Here is a 22,375-nt window from a genome sequence, read left to right on the forward strand (position 1 = left end):
GCTGGAGCACAGCGAGCATCGCAGGCCGCACAGGGCGCCGCGCAGCCGATGTGGGCGGGCGTCACTATTATTGCATGTGCCAGCCGTGGCTCACGACGATGGATTGGCCGCTCAGGGCGTTCGACGGGAACGCTGCCAGGAACACGGCCGTTTGCGCCACGTCCTGCGTGGTGGTGAATTCGCCGTCAATCGTGTCTTTCAGCATGACTTTCTTGATCACGTCTTCTTCGCTGATGTGCAGCTGGGCCGCCTGCTCGGGGATTTGCTTGTCGACCAGCGGCGTGCGCACGAAGCCGGGGCAGATGACGTTGGCGCGGATGCCATCCTTGGCGCCTTCCTTGGCCACCACCTTGGCCAGGCCCAGCAGACCATGCTTGGCGGCAACGTAGGCGCTCTTGAATGGCGAGCCTTCGTGCGAGTGCACGGAACCCATGTAGATGATGGCGCCGCCGCGGCCCGCCTTGATCATTTCGCGCATGCAGGCGCGCGTGGTGAGGAAGGCGCCGTCCATGTGAATGGCCAGCATCTTTTTCCACTGGTCGAACGGGTAGTCGACGACGGGGCTGATGATCTGGATGCCCGCGTTGCTGATCAGAATGTCGATGCCGCCGAAGTGGGCCGCCGCGTCCGCCACGCCCTTGTCGACCTGCTCTTCGCTGGAGACATCCATGGCGACGGCAAACGCCTGGCCGCCCGATTGCTTGATTTCCTCGGCCGTCTTGCTGGCCGCTTCCAGGGCCAGGTCGGCGATGACGACCTTGGCGCCCTGTTTTGCGTATTCGATGGCCATTTCCTTGCCGATACCACTGGCGGCGCCGGTAATCAGTGCGACTTTGTCTTTGAGTTGCATATTAATCCTTTGCATTGCGGGTTGGAGTGATCGTGGGAAGTCAGACTTTGCCAGTATAGCCAGAAAACGCGTCAGGCATGGCCCGCGCACGCCTGTAAACCGGCTTGCTTTTCCTGTAATTGCTGCAGGCGCCAGGCGCCGGGATTGGTGCCGGCCCAGACGCGGAACGCGTGGTTGAAGGCGCTTTGCTCCTGGTAGCCGAGCAGGAAGGCGATGTCGACCAGCGACAGGTCCGGCTCGCGCAGATAGTCGCGCGCCAGGCCATAGCGGGCCTGGTCCAGCACGGCCTGGAAGCTGGTGCCCGCGTCGGCCAGCTTGCGCTGCAGGGTGCGCGGCGTGACGGCCAGTGCGGCGGCAACGGTGGCCAGCCGCGCCGAACCCTGGCGCAAGCCCGCCACGATGGCCGCGTGCACTTGCGCGTCGATGCCGCCGCCCGCGTCCGCTTCGGCCTGGCGCTGTGCCAGCAACTGTTCCGCATGCTGGCACAGCACGGGGTACAGGCTGACGTCGGCGTTCGGCACGGGCCAGTCCAGTAATTGCGCGTCGAAGGTGGCCGTGTTGGCGGGGGCGTTGAAGGCGGGCAGGCTGCCCAGCACGCGCACGTATTCGTCGCGGTGCGCCGCGTGGCGCAGCAAGTCGCCGCCGCCATCGTGGGTGAAGGCCAGGCTGGCCGGCGGCAGCGGCATGCCCGCCAGCCAGTCGCCGCAGACGCGGATGCCGGCAAAGACGCTGTCGACCAGGTGCCGGCTGGCGCCCGGGTAGTTGCTGGCCCAGCGGTAATGCGCGACGGCGCCGTCGCGCTGCAGGGTCGAGTGGCCCAGGTCGTGCGCCAGCCGCTCGTAGCGGGCCGTCTGTTCCAGCGCCTGGCCCACGTTCTGGCAACTGAGCAAAATCAAGCCATACGCGCTGTACGTGCCCATGCGCACGCGCTGGCCCACGTGCAAACCGAAATGCGCATCGCCCGCCAGGCTGGCGCCCGCATCGAGCAGGCGCACGTAGTCGCGCGCGGCCAGGCCGGGCGCTGTCGCTTCCAGGCTGTGCGGCGCCACGCCGGCCGCTTGCGCCAGGGGGCGGCGGCTGCGATGCCGTGCGCGCCGGCCGCTTCCAGCAGCGGCTGCAGGTATGCGCCGGCGACCCGGCCGTCAGTATTTGTCATGATGGAACAAGGCGATTGTCATGAAAAACCAATACCCTTCGTTTGTGGCGGCATATGCTATTGATCTGGCAAGAAAATCAGACAAGGACAGTATAGCAAGCCGCCGTGGCGTGCAACTGGCCACAACACAGGGGATGTCGATGCAACGTTGGAACGGCTGGGGAGACGAGAGCATCACGTATGCGCTGAGTGACGAGGCGCTGGCCTTCCTGGGCGAGCGCCTGGGGCCCGGCAGCGCCATTCCGGATGCCGCCTTCGAGGATGCCTGCGCGCAGGTGCCTGCTTCGCGCCTGGCGCCGCATCCGCTGATCGATACTACGCCAGCTGTGCGCGTGCGCCATGCGCTGGGTCAAAGCCTGCCCGACTGGTTCAAGCTGCGCCATGGCCGCATCGGCGCCGTGCCCGATGGCGTGGCCTTTCCCGACAGCGCGCTGCAGGTGCGCCAGCTGCTCGACTACGCGCGCCAGGCGTGCGTGGCCGTGATACCGCATGGCGGCGGCACCAGCGTGGCGGGCCACCTGACGGTGGCGGCGGGGCCGCGTCCCGTGCTGTCGCTGAGTCTCGTGCGCCTGTGCGCGCTGGGCCACCTGGACCGCGAGGCGCAACTGGCCACGTTCGGCGCGGGCGTGTATGGCCCCGACCTGGAAGCGCAGCTGCGCGCGCACGGCTACACGCTGGGACACTATCCGCAGTCGTTCGAATATTCCACTTTGGGCGGCTGGATCGCCACGCGCTCGTCGGGCCAGCAATCCTTGCGCTATGGCCGCATCGAGCAGCTGTTCGCCGGCGGCGTGGTGGAAACGCCGTCCGGCACCCTGACGATTCCCACCTTTCCCGCCTCGGCGGCCGGCATCGACCTGCGCGAAATGGTGCTCGGCTCCGAAGGGCGGCTGGGCATCCTGACGCAGGCGACGGTGCGCGTCTCGCCGCTGCCGCCATACGAAGCGTTCCACGCCGTGTTTTTCGCCGGCTGGGGCCAGGCGCAAGCGGCCGTGCGGGCGTTGGCCCAGTCGCGCCTGCCCCTGTGCATGCTGCGCCTGTCGAACGCGGTCGAAACGCAAACCATGCTGACCCTGGCCGGGCATAAAAAACTGGTGGGATTGCTGGAGCGTTATCTGTCCCTGCGCGGCTGCGCGGAAGGCAAGTGCATGCTGATGCTGGGCGTCAGCGGCGAAGCCGGACCGGCGCGCGCGGCCCTGCGCGGCGCCCTGGCGCTGGCGCGGCGGCACAGGGGCGTGCACGTGGGACGGCACATGGGAGATAAATGGAAGCAGGGGCGCTTTCGCAACGTCTACCTGCGCAACGGCGCCTGGGAGCACGGCTACGTCATCGACACGGTGGAAACGGCCGTCGACTGGCCGCGCGTGACGCCCATGATGGCGGCGCTGGAGCAGGCGGGCACCAAAGCGCTGGCCGCGCACGGCGAGCGGGTGCACGTCTACACGCATTTGTCGCACGTGTACGCGCAGGGCGCCAGTGTCTACACCACGTATGTGTACCGGCTGGCGCCCACGTATGAAGACAATTTGGCGCGCTGGCGCAGTTTGAAAGACGCGGCCGGCGCCGCCATCGTCGCCAACGGCGGCACCATCAGCCACCAGCATGGTGTGGGCACGGACCACGCGCCCTGGCTGATGGTGGAAAAGGGAGAGCTGGGCATCGCCGCCATGCGCGCGCTGCTGCGCCAGTTCGACCCGCAGGGCATGATGAATCCCGGCAAACTGCTGCCCGACGCCGGCGGCCCGTCATGAACAGGGAAGAGCTGCCCGGCATCCTGGCGCGCGACTGGGATGTGCTGATCGTCGGCGGCGGCATCACGGGCGCCGGCATCCTGCTGGAAGCGGCGCGGCGCGGCTTGACGGCGCTGCTGGTGGAGCAGCGCGATTTCGCCTGGGGCACGTCGAGCCGCTCCTCGAAGCTGGTGCATGGCGGCTTGCGCTACCTCAAGCAGGGCCAGTTCGCGCTGACGCGCGAATCGGTGCACGAGCGGGTAGCCTTGCTGGCGGATGCGGCGGGGCTGGTCGAGCCGCAGGGCTTTGCCTTCGGCGATTACGTGGGCCGCAAGCCGGGGCGGCGCCAGTTCATGCTGGGCCTGGCCATCTATGACGTGATGGCGGGCCGGCGCGCGCGCCGCTATCTGGCCGCCGACGATTTTGCCATGCTGGCGCCGCACGTCCGGCGCGACGGCCTGCAGGGCGGCATGCTGTACCAGGACGCCAAGACAGACGATGCGCGCCTGGTGCTGCGCGTGCTGCAGGAAGCGCGCCGCCATGGCGGCGTGGCCGTCAACTACCTGGGCGTGGCATCGCTGCTGCGAGACGATGGCAAGGTCGCGGGCGCCACCTTGAACGATGCGCTCGATGGCACGGCATTCACCGTGCGCGCGCGCCTGGTGATCAGCGCCACGGGCGCCTGGGCCGACGGCTTGCGCGGCCAGGTGGGAAAACAGCCGAAACTGCGGCCCTTGCGCGGCAGCCATCTGCTGCTGCCGGCCTGGCGCTTGCCGCTGGCGCAAGCCGTCAGCCTGATGCACCCGCACGATGGCCGCCCCGTGTTCGCGTATCCGTGGGAGGGCGTGACCCTGGTGGGCACCACCGATGTCGACCACGGCGCCAGCCTGGACCTGGAACCGGCCATCACGCGCGGCGAACTCGAATATCTGATGACGGCGCTGCGCTGGCAGTTCCCGCAGCTGGCGCTGGGCGAAGACGACGTGCTGGCCACATTTGCCGGCGTGCGCCCCGTGATCGACAGCGGTCAGCTTGACCCGTCGAAGGAAGCGCGCGAACATGCGCTATGGCTGGAAAATGGCTTGCTGACGGTGGCGGGCGGCAAGCTGACGACGTTCCGCGTGATCGCCCTCGACGCCTTGCGCCGCGCCGCGCCGCTGCTGCCGGGCTGGCAGGCGGATTTGCGCCCCTTGCCGATTTTCGATGCCACGCCGCCCCTGTCGGGCAAGGCCTTGCTGCTCGACGGCGAACAGCGCGAGCGTCTGCTGGGCCGTCATGGTGCGGCCGCGCAGGCGCTGTGCGATGCGGCGCACGAGGGCGAACTGGCGCCGGTGCCCGGCACGCAGACTTTATGGGCGCAGCTGCGCTGGGGCGCGCGCAACGAGGACGTGCAGCACCTGGACGACCTGCTGCTGCGGCGCACGCGCCTCGGTTTGCAGCTGGCCGGCGGCGCGCTTGCTATCATGCCGCGCCTGCGCGCCATCTGCCAGCATGAACTGGGGTGGAGCGATGCGCGCTGGGAGGAAGAACAGCAGCGCTACCTGGCCCTGTGGCGCCGCCATTACAGCGTGCCGCAGGGCGATTGAAAAAACATAAAAAATAAACAAGAGGAGAGCATCATCGACACTACCCTGTTTGGCCAGTCCCTGGCGCTGGGCGACGCCCGCATTACCTACGACAGCCTGTCGCCGTTGGACTTGCGCCAGCCCGTGGCCGCCCTTGCCGACGACCTGGGCGAAGACCTGCTGCAAATCACCTGCGCGAATGGTTGCATCGTCGACGTGGGCTGGTATCCGGCCTGGAACGAAGAGGGGAAATTACGCGTGGTGGCCGTGCGCGGCCAGGAGTGGGAAGCGCCCGTGTTCAGCGCCCGGCCTGACAAGAATCCGCAGGCGCTGCTGCAGGCGCTGCGCGCCGCGCTGGCGAGCGTGGCATAAGCCATGGCGACCGTAGCGGGCGATGGCCCGTATATCCTCGCCATCGACAATGGCACGCAAAGCGTGCGCGCGCTGTTGTTCGACCGGGACGGCAAGCTGGCGGCCAAGGCGCAAGTGTTCCTCGAAGCGTATTACTCGGAGCACCCCGGCTGGGCCGAGCACGATGCGGAAGGCTACTGGCAAGCCGTGTGCGAAGCGTGCCAGCAGTTGTGGCGCAGCACGGACATCAATCGATCCTCGGTGGCCGGCGTGGCCGTCACCACGCAGCGCGGCACGGTGGTCAACGTGGATGAACACGGCGCCCCTCTGCGCCCCGCCATTACCTGGCTGGACCAGCGCAGCACGCGCGACATTCCGCAACTGGCGCCATGGTGGCGCGCCGCCTTCCGCGCCACGCGCCTCGATGGCACGATCGCGTATTTCCGCCGCGAGGCCGAGATCAACTGGATCAGCGCGCACCAGCCCGACATCTGGCGGCGCACGCACAAATTCCTGCTGCTGTCGGGCTTTTTGAATCACCGCCTCTGCGGAAAATATATCGATTCGACCGGCTCGCAAGTGGCGTACATTCCGTTCGACTACAAGCGCCATGCCTGGGCCGGGCGCTTCGACTGGAAGTGGCAGGCGCTGGCGATTCAACGCTCCATGCTGCCCGAGCTGGTGACGCCGGGCACGCGCATGGGCGCCATCACGGCGTCGGCCGCCGCGGCGACGGGCATCCCGGAGGGCACGCCCTTGCTGGCGGCGGCGGCCGACAAGGCCTGCGAGGTGCTGGGCGCCGGCTGCGTCGAGCCGCACGTGGCGTGCCTGAGCTACGGCACCACGGCCACCATCAACACGACCAGCCGCAAGTACGTGGAAGTGACGCGTTTCATTCCGCCGTACCCGGCCGCCATGCCGGGCGCCTACAGCACGGAAGTGCAGATTTTCCGCGGCTACTGGATGGTCAACTGGTTCAAGGAGCAGTTCGGCGACCGTGAACGGGCGGCGGCCGCCGAAGATGGCGCGGGTTTGTCCGCCGAAGCGCTGTTCGACCGCCTGGTCGATGCCGTGCCGCCTGGCTCCATGGGCCTGATGCTGCAGCCGTACTGGAGTCCCGGCATCAAGGTGCCTGGGCCGGAAGCGAAGGGCGCCATGATCGGCTTTGGCGATGTGCACACGCGCGCGCACATCTACCGCGCCATCCTCGAGGGTCTCGCGTATGCGCTGCGCGAAGGCAAGGAGCGCATCGAGCAGCGCAGCGGCATTGCCATTACGGAGCTGCGCGTCGCGGGCGGTGGTTCGCAAAGCGACGCGGCCATGCAGCTGACGGCCGACATCTTCGGCTTGCCGGCCGCGCGCGCCCACGTGTATGAAAGTTCGGGCCTGGGCGCGGCCATCGCCGCTAGCGTGGGCCTGGGCTGGCATGCGGACTTTCCCGCCGCCGTGCAAGCGATGACGCGCAGGGGCAAGGTGTTCCAGCCGCATCCCGGGCACAGCAAGGTCTATGAACAACTGTACCGGCGCGTGTACCAGAAAATGTATGCGCGGCTGCAGCCGCTGTACCGCGAAATCGCCGACATTACCGGCTATCCTGAAAAGTGACCGGCTAGCGCAGGACGAGCGCCTTGACCGTCTCCCAGGCCGTGCTGCCCGACTGCGTGACGCGCACCTGGTTGCGCCCCCCTTCCTTGGCCACGTACAGGGCGCGGTCGGCGGCGACGAACAGCACCTTGCGGTCGTCCAGCTGGTGCGGGTGGATGGTCGCCACGCCGATGCTGACGGTGATCCACGGCGAGGTGCTTGACCGCGGATGCGGCAGTTGCAGTGCCTCGATGTGCGCGCGGATGGCTTCGGCCAGGTGCAGGGCGCCTTCGGCATCCGTGTCGGCGAACAGCAGGACGAATTCCTCGCCGCCGTAGCGGGCCGCCAGGTCGCCCGGGCGGGCGGCATGCGAGGCGATGGCTTGCGCCACCTGCTGCAGGCAGCTGTCGCCGGCCGGGTGGCCCAGGCTGTCGTTGTACAGCTTGAAGTGGTCGACGTCGAGCACCACCAGCGACAGGGCGCCGCCGCCGCGCACGGCGCGCTGCCATTCCTTTTCCAGGAAACTGTCGAAATGCCGGCGGTTGGCAATTTTTGTCAGCGGGTCGAGATAGGCGGCGCGCTGCAGCGCGTCTTCCGACTGCTTGTGGTGCGTGATGTCGTGCAGCAGGCCGATATACAGGGGCTGGCGCAGGTACATGGGCGTCAGGGTCAGATCCATGCTCAGCGTCTCGCCGTTGCGGTGGCGGATCGCCACTTCGCGCGTGCCGTGATTGTGCGCCTTCTCCGGATTGGCCGCGTACATGGCGAAGTAGTCGAGGTATTCCTGCGTCACCAGGGGGCTGAGCAGCTCGCCGATGAAGCGCCCGGCCAGTTCGTTTTCGCGGTAGCCCAGGTACTGGTCGCAGGCCGGGTTGGTGTACTGGATGCGGCCATCGGCCTCGATGATCAGCAAGCCCTCGGCCATGTTGTTGACGATGGTGCGCAGGCGTTCGGCCTGTTCCTGCTGGGTTTCATTGTTGCTGCGGATTTGCAGCTGGGCGCGCACGCGCGCGCACACTTCGGCCATGCGCAGCGGCTTGGCGATGTAATCGACGGCGCCGCAGTCGAAGCCGGCCACCACGTCGTCCGTCTCCGTCCTGGCGCTCATGAAGATGACGGGGATGCCCTGCGTCAGCGGGTGCTGCTTGAGGCGGCGGCACGTTTCGATGCCGTCCATGTCCGGCATCATCACGTCGAGCAGGATCAGGTCGGGATGGGCGCGCTGGGCGATGGCCAGCGCCCGTTCGCCGGACGTGGCGACATAGGTCTGATAGCCCTGTTCGCTCATCAGCTTGCGCAGCAGCTCAAGGTTGGCCGGCGCATCGTCGACAATCAAAATGGCGGCGTCGTGCCGCTGGGGATACCCTGCACTGCCTGGACTCATTGCTTCCGGCCTTCTCGATGTACTCTGCGATGCCAGCGTTTGCCGCACTGTCGGCGCTGTTGACCGGGTTCAAATCGGCTGCGGCGCTCAAATCATACCGCCTCGCCAATTTTTTGGGTAGAAAATCGATGCTGCGAGAGGTGGTAAACTATTATTTTTATGATATTTTTAAAAATAGATGCACGCAGTTGCTGTCGCGAAGGCGGTTTTTAGGCGGAAAAGATGCGTGCCCCTTGGCGCCAGGGGCAGCAGCGACACGCCCCGCAAGAGCGGGGCGCGAAGGGGAAATTACATTTTTGCGGCGATCAGCTTGCCCAGGATGGCGATGCCCTCGCGGATGCGTTCCGGCGGCACCGTCACGAACGACAGGCGCAGGGTATGCGTGTCCGGCGTGTTCGCGTAGAACGGCGCGCCCGGCACGAAGGCCACTTTATTGGCGATGGATTCATCGAGCAGCTTCATCGCATCGATGTGTTTCGGCAGGGTGACCCAGATGAACATGCCGCCTTCCGGCTTCGTCCAGGTGACGCCGGCCGGGAAGTGCTCTTCCAGCGCGGACAGCATGGCCTGGCACTGGTTGCCGTACAGGCTGCGGATGCTGGGGATATGGCGCTCCAGGAAGCCATCCTTGATCACCTCATGCACGACCATCTGCGTCAGCTGCGAGGTGTGCAGGTCGGCCGCCTGCTTGGCCAGTTCCAGGCGGCGCACCAGCGGCATCGGCGCCACCACGTAGCCGAGGCGGATGCCGGGCGTGAGCACTTTAGAGAACGAGCCCATGTAGATGACGCCGTCCGGATTCATGTTGATCATCTTCGGATACGGCTCGCCGCTGTAGCTCAGGGCGCCGTACGGATCATCCTCGATCAGCGGCAGGCCGTGGCGGGCGCAGGTTTCCACCAGTTCCACGCGGCGCGCCACGGACAGGCTGCGGCCCGTCGGGTTCTGGAAGTTCGGCAGCGCGTACAACAGGCGCGCGCCATCGGCGACGGGGTCGATCGACGACGGCACCAGGCCTTCGTCATCGGTATCGACGGAAACGAATTCGGGACGGTAGACGGAAAACGCCTGCAGGGCGCCCAGGTAGCTGGGGGTTTCCACCAGCACGCGGCTTCCTTCGTCGATCAGCACCTTGCCCAGCAAGTCCAGCGCCTGCTGCGAGCCGGACGTCATCAGCACTTGTTCCGGCATGATGGTGCTGCCATTGCTGGAGAGCGAGTCGGCGATCCACTGGCGCAGCGGCAGGTAGCCGTCGGTGGGGCCGTATTGCAGGGCCACCTTGCCATTGTTCGACAGGACCTTGTCGAAGGCGGTCTTCATTTCTTCCACGGGGAAGGTGGCGGGCGAGGGCAGGCCGCCGGCAAACGAGATGATCTCGGGACGCTGCGTGATCTTCAGGATTTCGCGGATGAACGAGCTTTGCAGCTGTTCCGCGCGTTCGGCAAAGCGCCATTGGATCGGATTCGGATTTTCAATTTTCATACGAGTCTCACAGAAGATGCCGAGCTGCGCCGGCTGGATTTGTTGGCCCGCTTGTGGCGGTGCGTGCGCAAGCGGCGCCGGATAGGCGTCGCCATGGTGCTGCGGTATTGTACGGCTTGCACGCCGCTCTGCCCATCCGCACGCGCAACGGCGTTGCAAATGGGCGTCAGGGAGCCTTACTTCAGCTTGCGTCCGATGGCCACGACGGCGATCACGGCGCCGGCAAACAGCAGGCTTTCGCCCGTCAAGGGCTCGTGCAGCAACACGGCGGCGCCCAGCAAGGTGAGGAACGGTTGCAGCAGCTGCGTCTGTCCCACGCGGGCCACGCCGCCCAGCGCCATGCCCCTGTACCAGAAAAAGAAGGCGATAAACATGGAAAACACGGAGATATACGCAAAGCCCAGCCAGGCGGCGCCGCTGGCCTGCGCCATCAGCGCGCGCTGCGGCCAGGCGTTCCACAGCACTGCGGGCAAGACAAACGGCACGGCCAGCAGCAGAGCCCAGGAAATCACGTGCTGGCCCGGCATGGCTTGCGCCAGGCGCCCGCCTTCCGCATAGCCGAGGGCGCCCAGCAGCACGGCGGCGAACATCAGCCAGTCGGCCAGGTGGAAGCTGCCGCCGCCCTGGCGCAGCGCGAAGGCCACCACCAGCGCCGTGCCGAGCAGGGCCATCAGCCAGAAGCCGGGGGAAGGGCGTTCCTTGCCGCGCATGACGGCAAACACGGCGGTCGCCAGCGGCAGGATGCCGACCAGCACGGCGCCGTGCGAGGCGGGCAGGCTGCGCATGGCGATCGACGTCAGCCAGGGGAAGCCCAGCACGCAGCCCAGCGACACGAGCGCCAGCGGCAGCCATTGTTCGCGGCGCGGCAGCGGCGCCCGCTGCTGCCATAGCCACAGGCCGGCCAGGCCGGCGGCCACCAGGGCACGGCCCAGGGCGACAAAGGTGGGATCGAGTTCGGCCACCGCCAGGCGCGTAAAGGGCAGGGTCAGGCTGAAGAGGACGACGGCGATGAGGCCCAGCAGCAGGCCCTTGCGGTCGTCGGCGAGGCGCAGGGGGTGACTGGGGGAAGTGGTGGCGTGCGATGGCATGGCTGTCCTGGTACGGGTTGCATGAATAATAGGGCGGGGTGGATCAATCCGCCCCGTACTGCTATCCTAGAGCTGAATAGCAATACAGTACAAATACACTTTCACGCATAATTTCACATACTGTGATGGTCATATGAGCAATACACCCGCCTTGCCTTCCCTGCCCTTGCTGTCGCGCGCCTCGGGCGAAACCCTGATCGACCAGATCGCGCGCTCGCTGGCGGCGCGCATCGACGACAAACTGCTGCGCGGCGGCGCGCGCATGCCCTCGATCCGCCAGTGCGCCGCCAGCCTGGAGGTGTCGTGCGCCACGGTGGTGGCCAGCTACGACAAGCTGGTGGCGCGCGGCTACCTGGAATCGCGGCGCGGCGCCGGCTTTTTCGTGCGCGAGCGCTCGCCGCTGAACACGCCGGCGCCGCTCGCCGGCGCGCAGGACGCGACGGCGCAGCCGATGGACGTCGTCTGGCTGATTCGTAACATGTTCCGCCAGACGCCGGCCATCCCCGCGCCCGGCACCGGCATGCTGCCCGCCGAGTGGCTCGATGGCGAACTGGTGGCGCGCGCCCTGCGCGACGTCAGCCGCCAGCCTGGCAGCCTGCTGCTCGGTTATGGATCGCCGCAGGGCTTCCTGCCGCTGCGCCAGCAGTTGCAGCTGAAACTGGCGGGGCTGGAAATCGCCTGTCCGCCCGAGCAGATTGTCACGACGGTGGGCGTGATGCAGGCGCTGGACCTGGTGGCGCGCGAGTTTACCCGCCCCGGCGACACCATTTTCGTCGACGATCCTGCGTATTGGCTGATGTTCGGCGCCTTTGCCGCCATGGGCATGAACGTCATCGGCATCCCGCGCTTGAACGACGGCCCCGATATCGCCGTGCTGGCCGAGCTGGCGGCTCTGCACCGTCCCAAGCTGTACGTGATCAACTCGGTGCTGCACAACCCCAGTTCCACGTCGCTGTCGGCGGCCAAGGCCTTCCAGGTGCTGCGCCTGGCCGAACAGCATGATTTTCTCGTCGTCGAGGATGATATCTATTGCGACATGCACCCGGGCGGCGACGTGCAGGCGGCCACCCGCCTGGCCGCGCTGGACCAGCTGCGCCGCGTGATTTACCTGGGCGGCTTTTCCAAGAGCCTGTCGGCCAACCTGCGCGTGGGCTTCATCGCCACGTCACAGGAATGGGCGCAGCGGCTGGCCGACCGCAAGATGCTGGCCACGCTCACCACCAGCGACATCGGCGAGCGCGTGGTGTATAAAATCCTCTCGCAAGGCCTGTACCGCAAGCATGCGGAGCGCCTGCGCGCGCGGCTCGACAAGGTGCGCGAGGGCACGTACCGCCGCGCCGAGCGGGCCGGCCTGCGCTTCGATCCCGCGCCGGCCGGCATGTTCATCTGGGCCGATGCGGGCTGCGACACGAATGTGCTGGCCGAGAAGGCGCTGGCCGACGGCCTGGTGCTGGGGCCGGGCAGCCTGTTTTCCCCGCGCCAGCTGCCGTCGACCCGCATGCGCCTGAACCTGGCCACCGTGCAGGACGGGCGGGTGTGGGACTTTTTCGACCGCGCGCTGGGATAAGACACGGCGTGAAACGGGAGCCCTTGAAATCGCTTATATAATCCCCAACTTCATCAAATCCGTCCCATCCACAAGACTATGAGGTAAAAATGGCTGTCTCCGAAAAGCAAACCCTGGGTTTTCAGACCGAAGTGAAGCAAATGCTGCACCTGATGATCCATTCCCTGTACTCGAACAAGGAAATCTTCCTGCGCGAACTGATCTCGAACGCGTCCGACGCGGCCGACAAATTGCGCTTCGAAGCGATCGATAACGACGCCCTGTACGGCAACGATCACGAATTGAAGATCAAGGTCAGCTTCGACAAGGATGCGCGCACCATCACCATTTCCGACAACGGCATCGGCATGACCCGCGACGAGGCGATCTCGCACCTGGGCACCATTGCCAAGTCGGGCACCAAGGAATTCTTCGGCAAGCTGTCGGGCGACCAGCAGCAGGACGCGGCCCTGATCGGCCAGTTCGGCGTGGGCTTCTATTCCGGCTTCATCGTCGCCGACAAGATCACCGTCGAAACGCGCCGCGCCGGGGTGGACGCCTCCGAAGGCGTGCGCTGGGAGTCGGCGGGCGAAGGCGATTACAGCATCGAATCGATCGACAAGCCGTCGCGCGGCACCGACATCATCCTGCACCTGCGCGAAGGCGAGGACGAATTGCTGTCGAGCTGGAAGATCAAGTCCATCATCCGCAAATATTCGGACCATATCTCGCTGCCGATCGTGATGCAGAAGGAAGAGTGGGACGACGAGAAAAAAGAAACCGTCCTGAAGGACGAATTCGAAACCGTCAACCAGGCCAGCGCCCTGTGGGCCCGCAACAAGGCCGACATCACGCCGGAACAGTACGACGAATTCTACAAGCACGTGTCGCACGACTTCCAGTCGCCGCTGACGCACACGCATAACCGCGTGGAAGGCCGCAGCGAATACACGCAGCTGCTGTACATTCCGGCCAAGGCGCCGTTCGACATGTGGGACCGTAACAAGCGCGGCGGCATCAAGCTGTACGTCAAGCGCGTCTTCATCATGGACGATGCCGAGCAGCTGATGCCGACCTATTTGCGATTCGTGCGCGGGGTGATCGATTCGGCCGACCTGCCGCTGAACGTGTCGCGTGAAATCCTGCAGGAATCGCGCGACGTCAAGGTGATCCGCGAAGGCTCGACCAAGCGCGTGCTGGGCATGCTGGAAGAGCTGGCGAACGCGGACGAGCAAGACAAGAAGGACAAGTACGCCGTCTTCTGGAAGGAATTCGGCCAGGTGCTGAAGGAAGGCATCGGCGAAGACGCGGCCAACAAGGAACGCCTGGCCAAGCTGCTGCGCTTTGCCTCGACCGCCAACGACAGCGACGAGCAGATCACGTCGTTCGCCGACTACGTGGCGCGCATGAAGGAAGGCCAGGACAAGATCTATTACGTCACGGCCGACAACTACGCCGCCGCCAAGAACAGCCCGCACCTGGAAATCTTCCGCAAGAAGGGCGTCGAAGTGCTGCTGCTGACGGACCGCGTCGATGAATGGATGCTGTCCTTCCTGCAGGATTTCGAAGGCAAGGAGCTGGTCTCCGTCGCCAAGGGCGGCCTGGACTTGGGCGCGCTGGAAGACGAAGCGGAAAAGAAAGAGCACGAAGAAACGGAAACCTCGTACGCCGACCTGGTGGGCAAGATGAAGACCGTGCTGGCCGACAAGGCCAAGGACGTGCGCGTCACGTTCCGCCTGACCGATTCGCCAGCCTGCCTGGTGGCCGATGAAAACGAATTGTCGGGCAACCTGCTGCGCATGCTGAAGGCGGCGGGCCAGAGCGCGCCGGAATCGAAGCCGATTTTGGAAATCAACCCGAACCACCCGCTGGTGACGCGTTTGAAGTATGAAGATGCGGAAGGCGGCAAGTTCGGCGACTGGGCCAACATCCTGTTCGACCAGGCCATGCTGGCCGAAGGCGGATCGCTGGCCGATCCAGCCAGCTTCGTGAAGCGCCTGAACGAATTGCTGCTCAATTCGGCGAAGTAATCACCTGACTGCAAACGTCAGCGAGCCGGCCCTTTCCTCGTGAAAGGGCCGGCTTTTTTATGCTACAGTGCGCGATTATTTTATTTTATGGAAATAGCAATGGCGCATTGCCCGGCATGTGACAGTTCCAACATTCAACGTCTCTCCATGGTGCATGCCTCCGGCATTTCCGGCACCTCTACCCATATCTCGGGCAGGATCGATGGTGATTTCATCCACGGTCATGCGCATACGCGCAGCCAGACCTTGTTGTCACGCCAGGCCGCCGGGCCGACGATGCAGACCCACCAGAAGGTGGGGCTGATCGTGTTGGGCGTGATCATTTTTGTCATCGCCGCCGTCGTCTTTTACCAGGCTGGCGCAAATGGCCTGTTCTGGATCTTCGTGGCAGGGGGTGTCGCCTCCATCGCCTTGTCGCAAACGTCCTTCGTCGCCAATTGGGACAAGGAGGCCGCCGCCTTGCAGGACAAGTATGCGCGTACCTTCATGTGCCATGCCTGCGGCCACCGCTTCATTCCCGTACTCAAGCAACCGTGAAAATTCACCTGATGGCGGGCCTGGGTGCGCATGCGCTGGGCTGCCTGCTGTTTATCGCATTGAGCTGGCTGGGTTTTTACCTGTACACGCAGCTGTTTGGCAGCCTGGGCTCGCGCGGCGTGGCCGGCGGCCTGGCCCTGCTGCTCGTGTTTTACGTGTATGCGGGCACGAATCTGTTGCTGGCGCTGCTGCCGCCCGGCTGGTGGAAGGCTGCGCTGTGCGGTCTGCTGGGTGCGGCCGTGCTCGCGTATCTGCTGCCGCAGCATCCGCTGCGGGCCATCTACTTCAGCGTGCTGTCGGGCGGCTTGAGCTGGCTGGCCGTGCTGGCCAGCGCGCGTTTAAGCGGGTATTTGCGGGCTGACAGGCTTGTAATAAAAGCGACGACGGCGTCGGCGGCCGCTTCCGGCGCCGCCTGCAGCAGCATGTGCGGCGCGGCGATGTCGGCCAGTTGCGAGCCCGGTGCCAGGCGCAGTATCTGCACGGCGTTCGCCGGTGGCACCAGGCGGTCGTGGCGGCCACGCAGATACAGCACGGGCAGGCTGCCGCGCGCAAACGCCCGCGTGGCGTCGGCATCGATCACGGCGCGCAGGCGCTGGCGCAGCACGGCAGGCGGCACTTGCGCTAGTGCCGCCGCCAGTTCCGCCTGCAGTTCCGCCGTGGCGCATGGCGCCAGCAGCGCCTGGCGCAGGGCGAAGCCGGGCAGGGTGCCAAAGGGCATCAGGCCGAGCAGGTGGCGCAGCGGCGCCAGCATCGGGCGCGGATTGCGCACGAACGAACAGCACAGGACCAGGGCGCGCATGCCGGGCGGCGGATCGGCGCGCAAAGCTGTCCCCAGCGGCCCGGAAAACGATTCGGCCAGCACGACGAAGGGGCGGTCCTGCGGCAGGCGTTCGCGCACGAACGCTTCGAGTGCCGCGTAGTCGAGCGGTGCAGCGGGATAAGCGATGGCCTGGGTGGCGATGGCGCTCTGCGCGCGCAAGGCGGCGTCAAAGCGGTGGAAGAGCCTGGCCGTGCCATCCATGCCGGGCAGGAGGACAAGCAATGGCGAGGCGGGGTGAGAGATCGTCATTGCGGCCATCATACCAGCCCGCCGATGCGCGCGCCGTCCGCCTGCCGCACCGCATGGGGGCTGGCGCCATGCTAGAATCGGCGGCGCGTCATGCGTGGCCAGCGGCCACTGGTGGCGGCCAAATCCCCCGACAGACAGAATCATGCATATCATCTTTTCGAATTACCGCACCCTGGGCGGCGCCTTGCTGGCAGCGGCCTGCGTCCTTTCCCAGCCCGCCCGCGCCACGGCGGCACCTTCGGCGCCGGCCGGGAAAAGCCTGTCCTCCCTGCTGGCCGGCGGTCCCTTGCCGCGCCTGAGCGAAGACCCGCAAGTGCGCGCGGCCCTGTTCGATTTCTTCGGCTACGCGCGCGGCAGCTACACGGAAGACGATGAATTGCTGCTGGCGCAGGCGCTCGAGGCGATCAGCGAAAAGCGCGACGCCACGCGCACCGTGCTGGCCGATGGCCGCCAGTTGCTGGCGTCGATGAATGACCGCAAGCAGGGGCGCGAACGGGGCGCCATGCTGCTCGACAAGCGCGGCGTCATCATCGCCTTTGGCCTGGTCAACGGACATTGCCGCCTGGAGGGCCAGCCGCTGGCGAAAGTCTGCAATCCCGATCCGAATGCCGTGCTGACGGTGTTCCACCGCAAGGGCATGCTGGTTGGAGATGCGGCGCCCTTGCTGGCCTGGGCCAGGCAATTGCCGCCCATGCTGGCGCTGATCGCGGGCGACAAGGAAGCGGGCGCCGACGGACAGAAGATCGCCAGCGTCGAATACGTGCTGGCGCAGCCGGCCCTGCCGGGCTGGAACCGCGCCCAGCTGCCGCCCGCCTACCCGCCGGCGCTGCTGCCGCTGCTGCTCGATAAATCGACGGTGCTGACGTCGGCCGGCGCCGGCGTGTTTGCCTATCCGCTCACGCTCAAAGGCAAGAAACAGACCAATGTGCTGGACCATGCCGAGGGCCGCCCGCCGCGCGACTTGGAGGTGGCGCTGCGCAGCTATGCCAGTTTCGACACGGTGGTCGAGCGCTACCGCCAGTTGGCCAAGGGCGCGAGGCTGCAGCGCAACGAGCGCACGGCTTACCTTGATGGCGACATGGGACAGGGCAGCTACCGCGTCTACATCCGCAACACGGGCGCGGACGGCGTGATGATCGACGTGGCGTTATGGCAGCGCAAGCTGGCGGCCAGCCGCTGATTTCAGCGTTGCTGTCAGAGCTGTTGTCAGTAGTAGGGCGCCATGGCGTAACCGAGTTGCGTCAATTGCGCGCGGATTACGTCGTCGCGCTTTTTTGCTCCCGTCGAAAAACTCAGCTGCGTTAATGCGGCCGGCATGCTCGCGGCCAGCAGCGCATCGATATCGAGCCGCGTCATGTGCACGGCCAGCGCTTGTAGCGCAGGCAAGCCCGGGAGGCCGCTCAGGTGCTCGATGGCCTTGCAATTGCGCAGAACCAGCCATGCCAGCGCCGGGTTGGCGCCCAGCCGTACTTCCTTCACCTGACTCTGGTCTTCCACCGACAGCCGCTCCAGGTGCGGAAAGCGGCCGATGTCGCCCAGGTCTTCCAGTCCGCGCACGCGCGCCACTTCAAGCTCCCGCAGCCGCGGCGCCGTGACGTGGGCGATCGATGTCCGCCCTCCCAGGATAAAGCACAGCCGCTCCAGCGCCGGCATGGCACCGATGAAGTCCACGTCATCCTTGCTTTTGATCTGCGCCAGCGTCAACTTTGCCAGCGTTGGCACGGCGGTGATTGCCTCGATGTTTTTCGCGTGGCCGGCAGTATGCAGCTGCGTCAGCCGCTTCCAGTGCCGCAGCGGCGCCAGGTCGATATGCGCCGTGGCCGTTGGCTCCAGGCTCAGGGACTCCAGGCCGCGCAGGTTGTCCAGCGCCAGGATGTCGCCTTCGGCCAGGTGATGCACGCCCAGGCACAGGCGCTTCAAGTGGCTCAGGCCGCCCAGCTGCTCCAGGTGGATGGCGCGCATGTGGCAGTCGAGCGACAGGTTGACGGCATGCGGCAGCGCGCGCAGCACGCGGGCGTCAAAAGGCCGGGTACTGGCGCCGAAGAAGCGGATCTCCAGCGCCGTTCCGCAAGTGGAGGCCAGTGCATCGAGGCTGGCCAGCAGCGGCGCCGGCAGGCGGTCCTGCGTGAATTGAATGACCACCTGTTCGCCCTGGTCTATGCACGCGCGGACGGCGGCGGCATCGATGTGGACCGGTTGATGGATGCGTTCCTGCACGGGTGGCTGGTACATGGGCGGGTTCCGGAAGGTGAATGGAATGCTGCTTACGGGCGTGGCGTGGCGTAGCGCGCTCCGCCAGTTGCGCCGCGATGGCGTCGTCGCGTGTTTTTTTGCCCGTGCGCAGACGCACGTGCGTCAGCGACGCGGGCAGATCCTGCAGCAGTGCGTCCACGTCGAGCAGGGTTTCCGATGCCGACAGCTGGCGCAGGGCAGGCAGGGTGGCCAGGCCGGGCAGGCTGTCGAGCGTCTTGCAGGTGTGCAGGTTCAGGCGTTCGAGCACGGAATTGGGCCCCAGCGCGATCTGCCGCAGCTTGATCTGGTCTTCCACCCATAGCGCCTGCAACAGCGGGAAACGGCCGATATCGCCCAGCGTTTCCAGGCCGCGCACGCGTATCACTTCCAGTTTCCTCAACAGCGGCGCTTCGATGTGTGCAAGCGATTCGCGGCCGCCAAGCTGCAACAGCAGCCTGTCCAGGCGGCCCATCGCCGAGATGAAATCGAGCGCCACCTTGTTCTTGATGCGGTACAGCGACAGCTCGTGCAGCGCCGGCAGGCTGGCCAGGGTCTCGATATGCTGGCTGTGGCCTTCGATGGTCAGGCTGGCCAGGTGCGCATACTGGCGCAGGGGCGCCAGGTCGATATTGTTCCTGGCCGATTCGCCCAGGTTCAGGTATTCGAGGGCGCGCAAATTCTCCAGTTGCAGGATGTCGCCTTGCGCCAGCTCGTACACGCCCAGGCTCAGGCGCTTCAGGTGCCGCAGTTCGCCCAGCGCTTCCAGATGGATGGCTTGCCGGTGGCAATCGATGGACAGGCTGGCCACATGCGGCAGCGCGCGCAGGATGCGGGCATCGAACACTCTCGGGTCATAGCCGTAAATGCGGATGGTCAGCGCCGTGCCGCAGGTTGCGGCCAGGGCGTCGAGGTCGGCCAGCAGCGGCGCCGGCTCGGCCAGGGTATTGAACTGCACCAGCACCTCTTGACCGCCCGCGATGGCGGCGCGGATCGCCCCGGCATCGATGCGCTCGGGATTCTGGATGCGCTGCGGCTGTCTTGTTTGCGTCATCGTCACAGTCCTATCGGGTAGTCGACTTTCCTGGGGGGCGGGCAGCCCTCCGGGCCGGGAAACGTCTGCTTGCCCGTGTCATCGTAGCGCTTGCCGCATTCGACGAGCACGCGCTTGCGGAAGGTGTAAATGCTGGCCACCTTGCCGTTCGGGTGGTAGCAGATATTGTCGCCATCGCGGTCGGCCGAAGCGTAGCTGATCATGGTCTGGCCGTTCACCGTGCGCGTGCTGTGGCCGCTGCGCGGCTCCGTGCATTTGAGCTGGCCGCTTTCGTAATACGCGTTGACGACGGAAGTGTCGGCGGCGCGGTCGACCAGCAGTTCATCCTTGCGCTTGCCGTTCGGGTAGTTCGAATAGCCTTCCTGGCGCTGGCCGTACTGGAAGGCGTAGTAGTACTGGGGTTTGCCGTCCGGGTAGTACATGTGGTGGTACTCGCATACGTCGTCGCGCGTGCTGCCGTACTCCTTGAAGGTGCAGCGGTGGATGTCGTTGAGCAGCTGGCCGTCTCATAGTATTCGCGCAGGTGCGTGAGCAGGCGGCCCTGGTCGACGACGGCCAGGCGTTCCGGCTTGCCGTTTGGGTAGTAGCGCGCATCGAGGCCCTGCTTCTTGCCGTTGTCCCATAAGGTGTCGAGGCGCAGGATCTTGCCGCTGTCGTCGAACGCCTGTTCCCGCCCATCGAGCTGGCCATTGCGGAAGGTGGCCGTGTAGACCACGTATTCCTTGCCGGGCGGGCCCAGGTAGCGCGTGCGGCTGCCATCGAGCACGCCCGCCTGGTAATGGTCGCGCTGGCGCAGCGCGCCCTGCGCATCCGTGTCCAGGGCCTCGCCCTGTTTTTTGCCTTTCACAAAAGCGACGCTTTGCGTGCCCTTGTCCTTGAGCTTGAGCTTCCACGGGCCGTCGCGCAAGCCGTCGATAAAGCTGCCGTCGCCGTCTTCCGTGACCCACGGCCCGTGGCGCGAACCGTTGACGTAGTTGCCGCGCGTGCGCAGCTTGCCGCCCATGCGGCGTTCGTGCGGGCCGTTCAGCTGGCCGCCCGCGTAGGTGTCGAAGCCCGTCACTTCCTCTTCATCGGCATAGTTGACGACCGTCCAGCGGCCTTCGCGCTTGCCGGCCCGGTACATGCCGCTCTCGCTCTGCTTGGGATAGTTGAAGGACCACAGGCCTTCTTGCAGGCCGTCGACGAAATGGCCTTTTTCGCTGCCTTCGTGCATGCCCTCGCGCACCCACAGGCCCTGGCGCTTGCCTTTCGCGTACTGGCCCCGCTCGACCACCGAACCGTCGTCCCAGGCCAGGCTGTAGATGACGGACGGGCCGTCTTCGCTGCCCGTGAACTGTTTCGGCGCCGTTTCCCACGTCACTTGCCACAGGCGGTAATTGGGCAGGATGCCGGCGCCCGCATCGCTGTACAGCGTGTAGCTGGCCGTGAGAAAACGCTCGCCCTTTTTCTGGAAGGTTTTCTTGTAGGTGATGGCGTCCTTGCTGTCGGACGCCACAGGCTGCCTTCGTCGCTGTAGTAGCCGACGACGGTGCCTTGCGTATGGTCGATGGCGTCGAAGTCTGCATTGCCGCTTTTGCCGCGCGCGACGCTGTAGTCCATCGGCGCCAGTTTCGCCAGCGCCGCCTTGACCTGGCCCGCATTGGGCAAGGTGGTTTGCGCCGCGATGCGGTTTAGTGCCGGCTGCAAGCCGTCGAGGCGCCGGTACTTGCCGGAACTGCGGTGGTAGCGGTAGGCGCGCAGGCCGTTCCTGTCGCCCTGGCGGAACAGCACCAGCATGGTTTGCACGCTGCTGTCCGATTCCTTGTCCAGTGACGCGTAGAAGACGGAGCGGATGACTGCGTTGCCGAACTGGTCGAGCAGGAAGGTTTTCGAAGCGCTGTTCGTGCACTCGCAGTAATAGCCGTTGACGCCGTCTTTTTCCTTGAGGAAGGCGATGTCGAGGCCGCTATCCTGCGAGGCGCTGATGGCGGGATGGGCGAGGCTCTTGCCTTCGTAGAAGGGCGCGCCGTGGGCCAGCGCGGAACAGAGGAGCAAGGGCAGGAGAACGGGCAAGAACGGACGTTTCATCGTAAGGCTGGCACCGGGGCGCCGCAATGGAAAGGCCACGATTCTGCCTGCGTTCTTACTTGTGGGCAAATGCGCGCGCGTCTATCGTGTGCGCACCCCGGTTCAGGGCTGGTGGGCGGCGCAGAAGTCCAGCAGCAGCTGTTCGCCGTCCGGCCACGGGCCGTAGCCGGCATCGCCGTTGATATGGCCGGCGTCGCCGATCATGGTGAAATCGCTGCCCCAGGCGGCGGCGAACGCGCGCGCCCGCGCGAAGCTGACATAGGGATCATCGCCGCTGGCCACCACCAGGGTCGGAAAGGGCAAGGCTTGCAGCGGCATGGGAGAGAAACCCGTGGTGCCGGACGGGTAGGAGGGCGCGTCCACATCGCTGGGGGCGACGAGGAAGGCGCCGGCGATCCTGTGCGGCGAACCGCTGGCCGCCCAATGGGCCACCGCGTGCAGGCCAGGCTGTGCGCCGCCAGCACGGGCGGGCGCTCGCAGGCGGCGATGGCCCGGTCGAGCTCCATCACCCATTCGTCCTTGTCCGGCGTCTGCCATTCCCGGTGCGGCACGCGCGACCATTGCGGGTGGCGCGCTTCCCAATGGGTTTGCCAATGCTGCGGCCCGGAATTCCACAGGCCGGCCAGGGTCAGGACGAGAGGCGACATCGATGC

General features: G+C 65.9%; 17 protein-coding genes and 1 pseudogene. 8 read left to right on the forward strand and 10 right to left on the reverse strand.

All coding sequences use genetic code 11. The features are described 5' to 3' along the window. Positions 1 to 67: 67 nt before the first annotated feature. Both ACQVLG_RS17735 and ACQVLG_RS17740 read right to left on the reverse strand, forming a co-directional pair. Positions 68 to 850 (reverse strand): 3-hydroxybutyrate dehydrogenase, encoded by a 783-nt coding sequence (locus tag ACQVLG_RS17735; RefSeq protein ID WP_474290441.1) that lies wholly within the window; start codon positions 848 to 850, stop codon positions 68 to 70. A 71-nt stretch (positions 851 to 921) separates the two neighbouring features. After that, positions 922 to 1,899, reverse strand: coding sequence for an AraC family transcriptional regulator (locus ACQVLG_RS17740; RefSeq protein WP_474290443.1), 978 nt, complete (start codon positions 1,897 to 1,899; stop codon positions 922 to 924). A 247-nt stretch (positions 1,900 to 2,146) separates the two neighbouring features. Here ACQVLG_RS17740 and ACQVLG_RS17745 point away from each other — a divergent pair, with 247 nt between their 5' ends. From ACQVLG_RS17745 to ACQVLG_RS17760, 4 genes are all read left to right on the forward strand, one after another. Beyond that, positions 2,147 to 3,757: an FAD-binding oxidoreductase gene (locus ACQVLG_RS17745; RefSeq protein WP_474290445.1), complete on the forward strand. Its 1,611-nt coding sequence runs from the start codon at positions 2,147 to 2,149 to the stop codon at positions 3,755 to 3,757. Then, complete coding sequence (locus ACQVLG_RS17750) at positions 3,754 to 5,322, forward strand: glycerol-3-phosphate dehydrogenase/oxidase (RefSeq protein ID WP_474290447.1); 1,569 nt, start codon at positions 3,754 to 3,756, stop codon at positions 5,320 to 5,322. Before ACQVLG_RS17745 ends, ACQVLG_RS17750 begins: the two co-directional genes overlap by 4 nt. 123 nt (positions 5,323 to 5,445) lie before the next feature. After that, a complete protein-coding gene (locus tag ACQVLG_RS17755) occupies positions 5,446 to 5,673 on the forward strand; it encodes a hypothetical protein (RefSeq protein ID WP_474290449.1) in 228 nt (75 codons plus the stop codon). Positions 5,674 to 5,676: 3 nt separating this feature from the next. Then, entirely contained in the window at positions 5,677 to 7,257 is a 1,581-nt protein-coding gene (locus ACQVLG_RS17760; RefSeq protein ID WP_474290451.1) for an FGGY-family carbohydrate kinase, read from the forward strand. 4 nt (positions 7,258 to 7,261) lie between these two features. Here ACQVLG_RS17760 and ACQVLG_RS17765 read toward each other — a convergent pair whose 3' ends face one another. The 3 genes from ACQVLG_RS17765 to ACQVLG_RS17775 all read right to left on the reverse strand — a co-directional run bounded on the left by ACQVLG_RS17765 (position 7,262) and on the right by ACQVLG_RS17775 (position 11,190). After that, positions 7,262 to 8,620 carry a diguanylate cyclase domain-containing protein gene (locus tag ACQVLG_RS17765; RefSeq protein WP_474290453.1) on the reverse strand — a complete coding sequence of 453 codons (1,359 nt, stop codon included), beginning with the start codon at positions 8,618 to 8,620 and terminating at the stop codon, positions 7,262 to 7,264. 288 nt (positions 8,621 to 8,908) lie between these two features. Further along, positions 8,909 to 10,102, reverse strand: a complete 1,194-nt coding sequence (locus ACQVLG_RS17770; protein ID WP_474290455.1) for an aminotransferase-like domain-containing protein — start codon at positions 10,100 to 10,102, stop codon at positions 8,909 to 8,911. A gap of 176 nt (positions 10,103 to 10,278) precedes the next feature. After that, the gene (locus ACQVLG_RS17775) at positions 10,279 to 11,190 is read right to left on the reverse strand and encodes a DMT family transporter (RefSeq protein WP_474290456.1); all 912 of its coding nucleotides are present in this window, start codon (positions 11,188 to 11,190) and stop codon (positions 10,279 to 10,281) included. A 133-nt stretch (positions 11,191 to 11,323) separates the two neighbouring features. On the opposite strand from ACQVLG_RS17775, the gene ACQVLG_RS17780 reads away from it, so the two are divergent. The 3 genes from ACQVLG_RS17780 (at position 11,324) to ACQVLG_RS17790 (ending at position 15,303) form a co-directional block, all read left to right on the forward strand. Further along, positions 11,324 to 12,757 carry an aminotransferase-like domain-containing protein gene (locus ACQVLG_RS17780; protein WP_474290457.1) on the forward strand — a complete coding sequence of 478 codons (1,434 nt, stop codon included), beginning with the start codon at positions 11,324 to 11,326 and terminating at the stop codon, positions 12,755 to 12,757. Between the two features lie 89 nt (positions 12,758 to 12,846). Further along, the gene (gene htpG, locus ACQVLG_RS17785) at positions 12,847 to 14,766 is read left to right on the forward strand and encodes a molecular chaperone HtpG (protein WP_076570740.1); all 1,920 of its coding nucleotides are present in this window, start codon (positions 12,847 to 12,849) and stop codon (positions 14,764 to 14,766) included. A 147-nt stretch (positions 14,767 to 14,913) separates the two neighbouring features. Beyond that, positions 14,914 to 15,303: a hypothetical protein gene (locus ACQVLG_RS17790; RefSeq protein WP_474290459.1), complete on the forward strand. Its 390-nt coding sequence runs from the start codon at positions 14,914 to 14,916 to the stop codon at positions 15,301 to 15,303. Positions 15,304 to 15,583: 280 nt separating this feature from the next. Here the strand turns inward: ACQVLG_RS17790 and ACQVLG_RS17795 are convergent, their stop codons facing one another. Continuing rightward, positions 15,584 to 16,372 (reverse strand): alpha/beta fold hydrolase, encoded by a 789-nt coding sequence (locus tag ACQVLG_RS17795; RefSeq protein WP_474290461.1) that lies wholly within the window; start codon positions 16,370 to 16,372, stop codon positions 15,584 to 15,586. 142 nt (positions 16,373 to 16,514) lie between these two features. Between ACQVLG_RS17795 and ACQVLG_RS17800 the strand changes: the two genes are divergently transcribed. After that, positions 16,515 to 17,552: a hypothetical protein gene (locus tag ACQVLG_RS17800; protein WP_230542234.1), complete on the forward strand. Its 1,038-nt coding sequence runs from the start codon at positions 16,515 to 16,517 to the stop codon at positions 17,550 to 17,552. Positions 17,553 to 18,389: 837 nt separating this feature from the next. Here the strand turns inward: ACQVLG_RS17800 and ACQVLG_RS17805 are convergent. From ACQVLG_RS17805 to ACQVLG_RS17820, 4 genes and pseudogenes are all read right to left on the reverse strand, one after another. Next, positions 18,390 to 19,655, reverse strand: a complete 1,266-nt coding sequence (locus ACQVLG_RS17805) for a leucine-rich repeat domain-containing protein (RefSeq protein WP_474290462.1) — start codon at positions 19,653 to 19,655, stop codon at positions 18,390 to 18,392. Between the two features lie 2 nt (positions 19,656 to 19,657). Then, complete coding sequence (locus tag ACQVLG_RS17810; RefSeq protein ID WP_474290464.1) at positions 19,658 to 19,873, reverse strand: hypothetical protein; 216 nt, start codon at positions 19,871 to 19,873, stop codon at positions 19,658 to 19,660. After that, complete coding sequence (locus tag ACQVLG_RS17815; protein ID WP_474290466.1) at positions 19,870 to 21,150, reverse strand: toxin-antitoxin system YwqK family antitoxin; 1,281 nt, start codon at positions 21,148 to 21,150, stop codon at positions 19,870 to 19,872. Before ACQVLG_RS17815 ends, ACQVLG_RS17810 begins: the two co-directional genes overlap by 4 nt. Before the next feature lie 674 nt (positions 21,151 to 21,824). Then, positions 21,825 to 22,369: pseudogene (locus tag ACQVLG_RS17820) on the reverse strand (RBBP9/YdeN family alpha/beta hydrolase). Positions 22,370 to 22,375 lie beyond the last annotated feature (6 nt).

The organism is Janthinobacterium sp. TPC_1 (genome assembly GCF_056037845.1).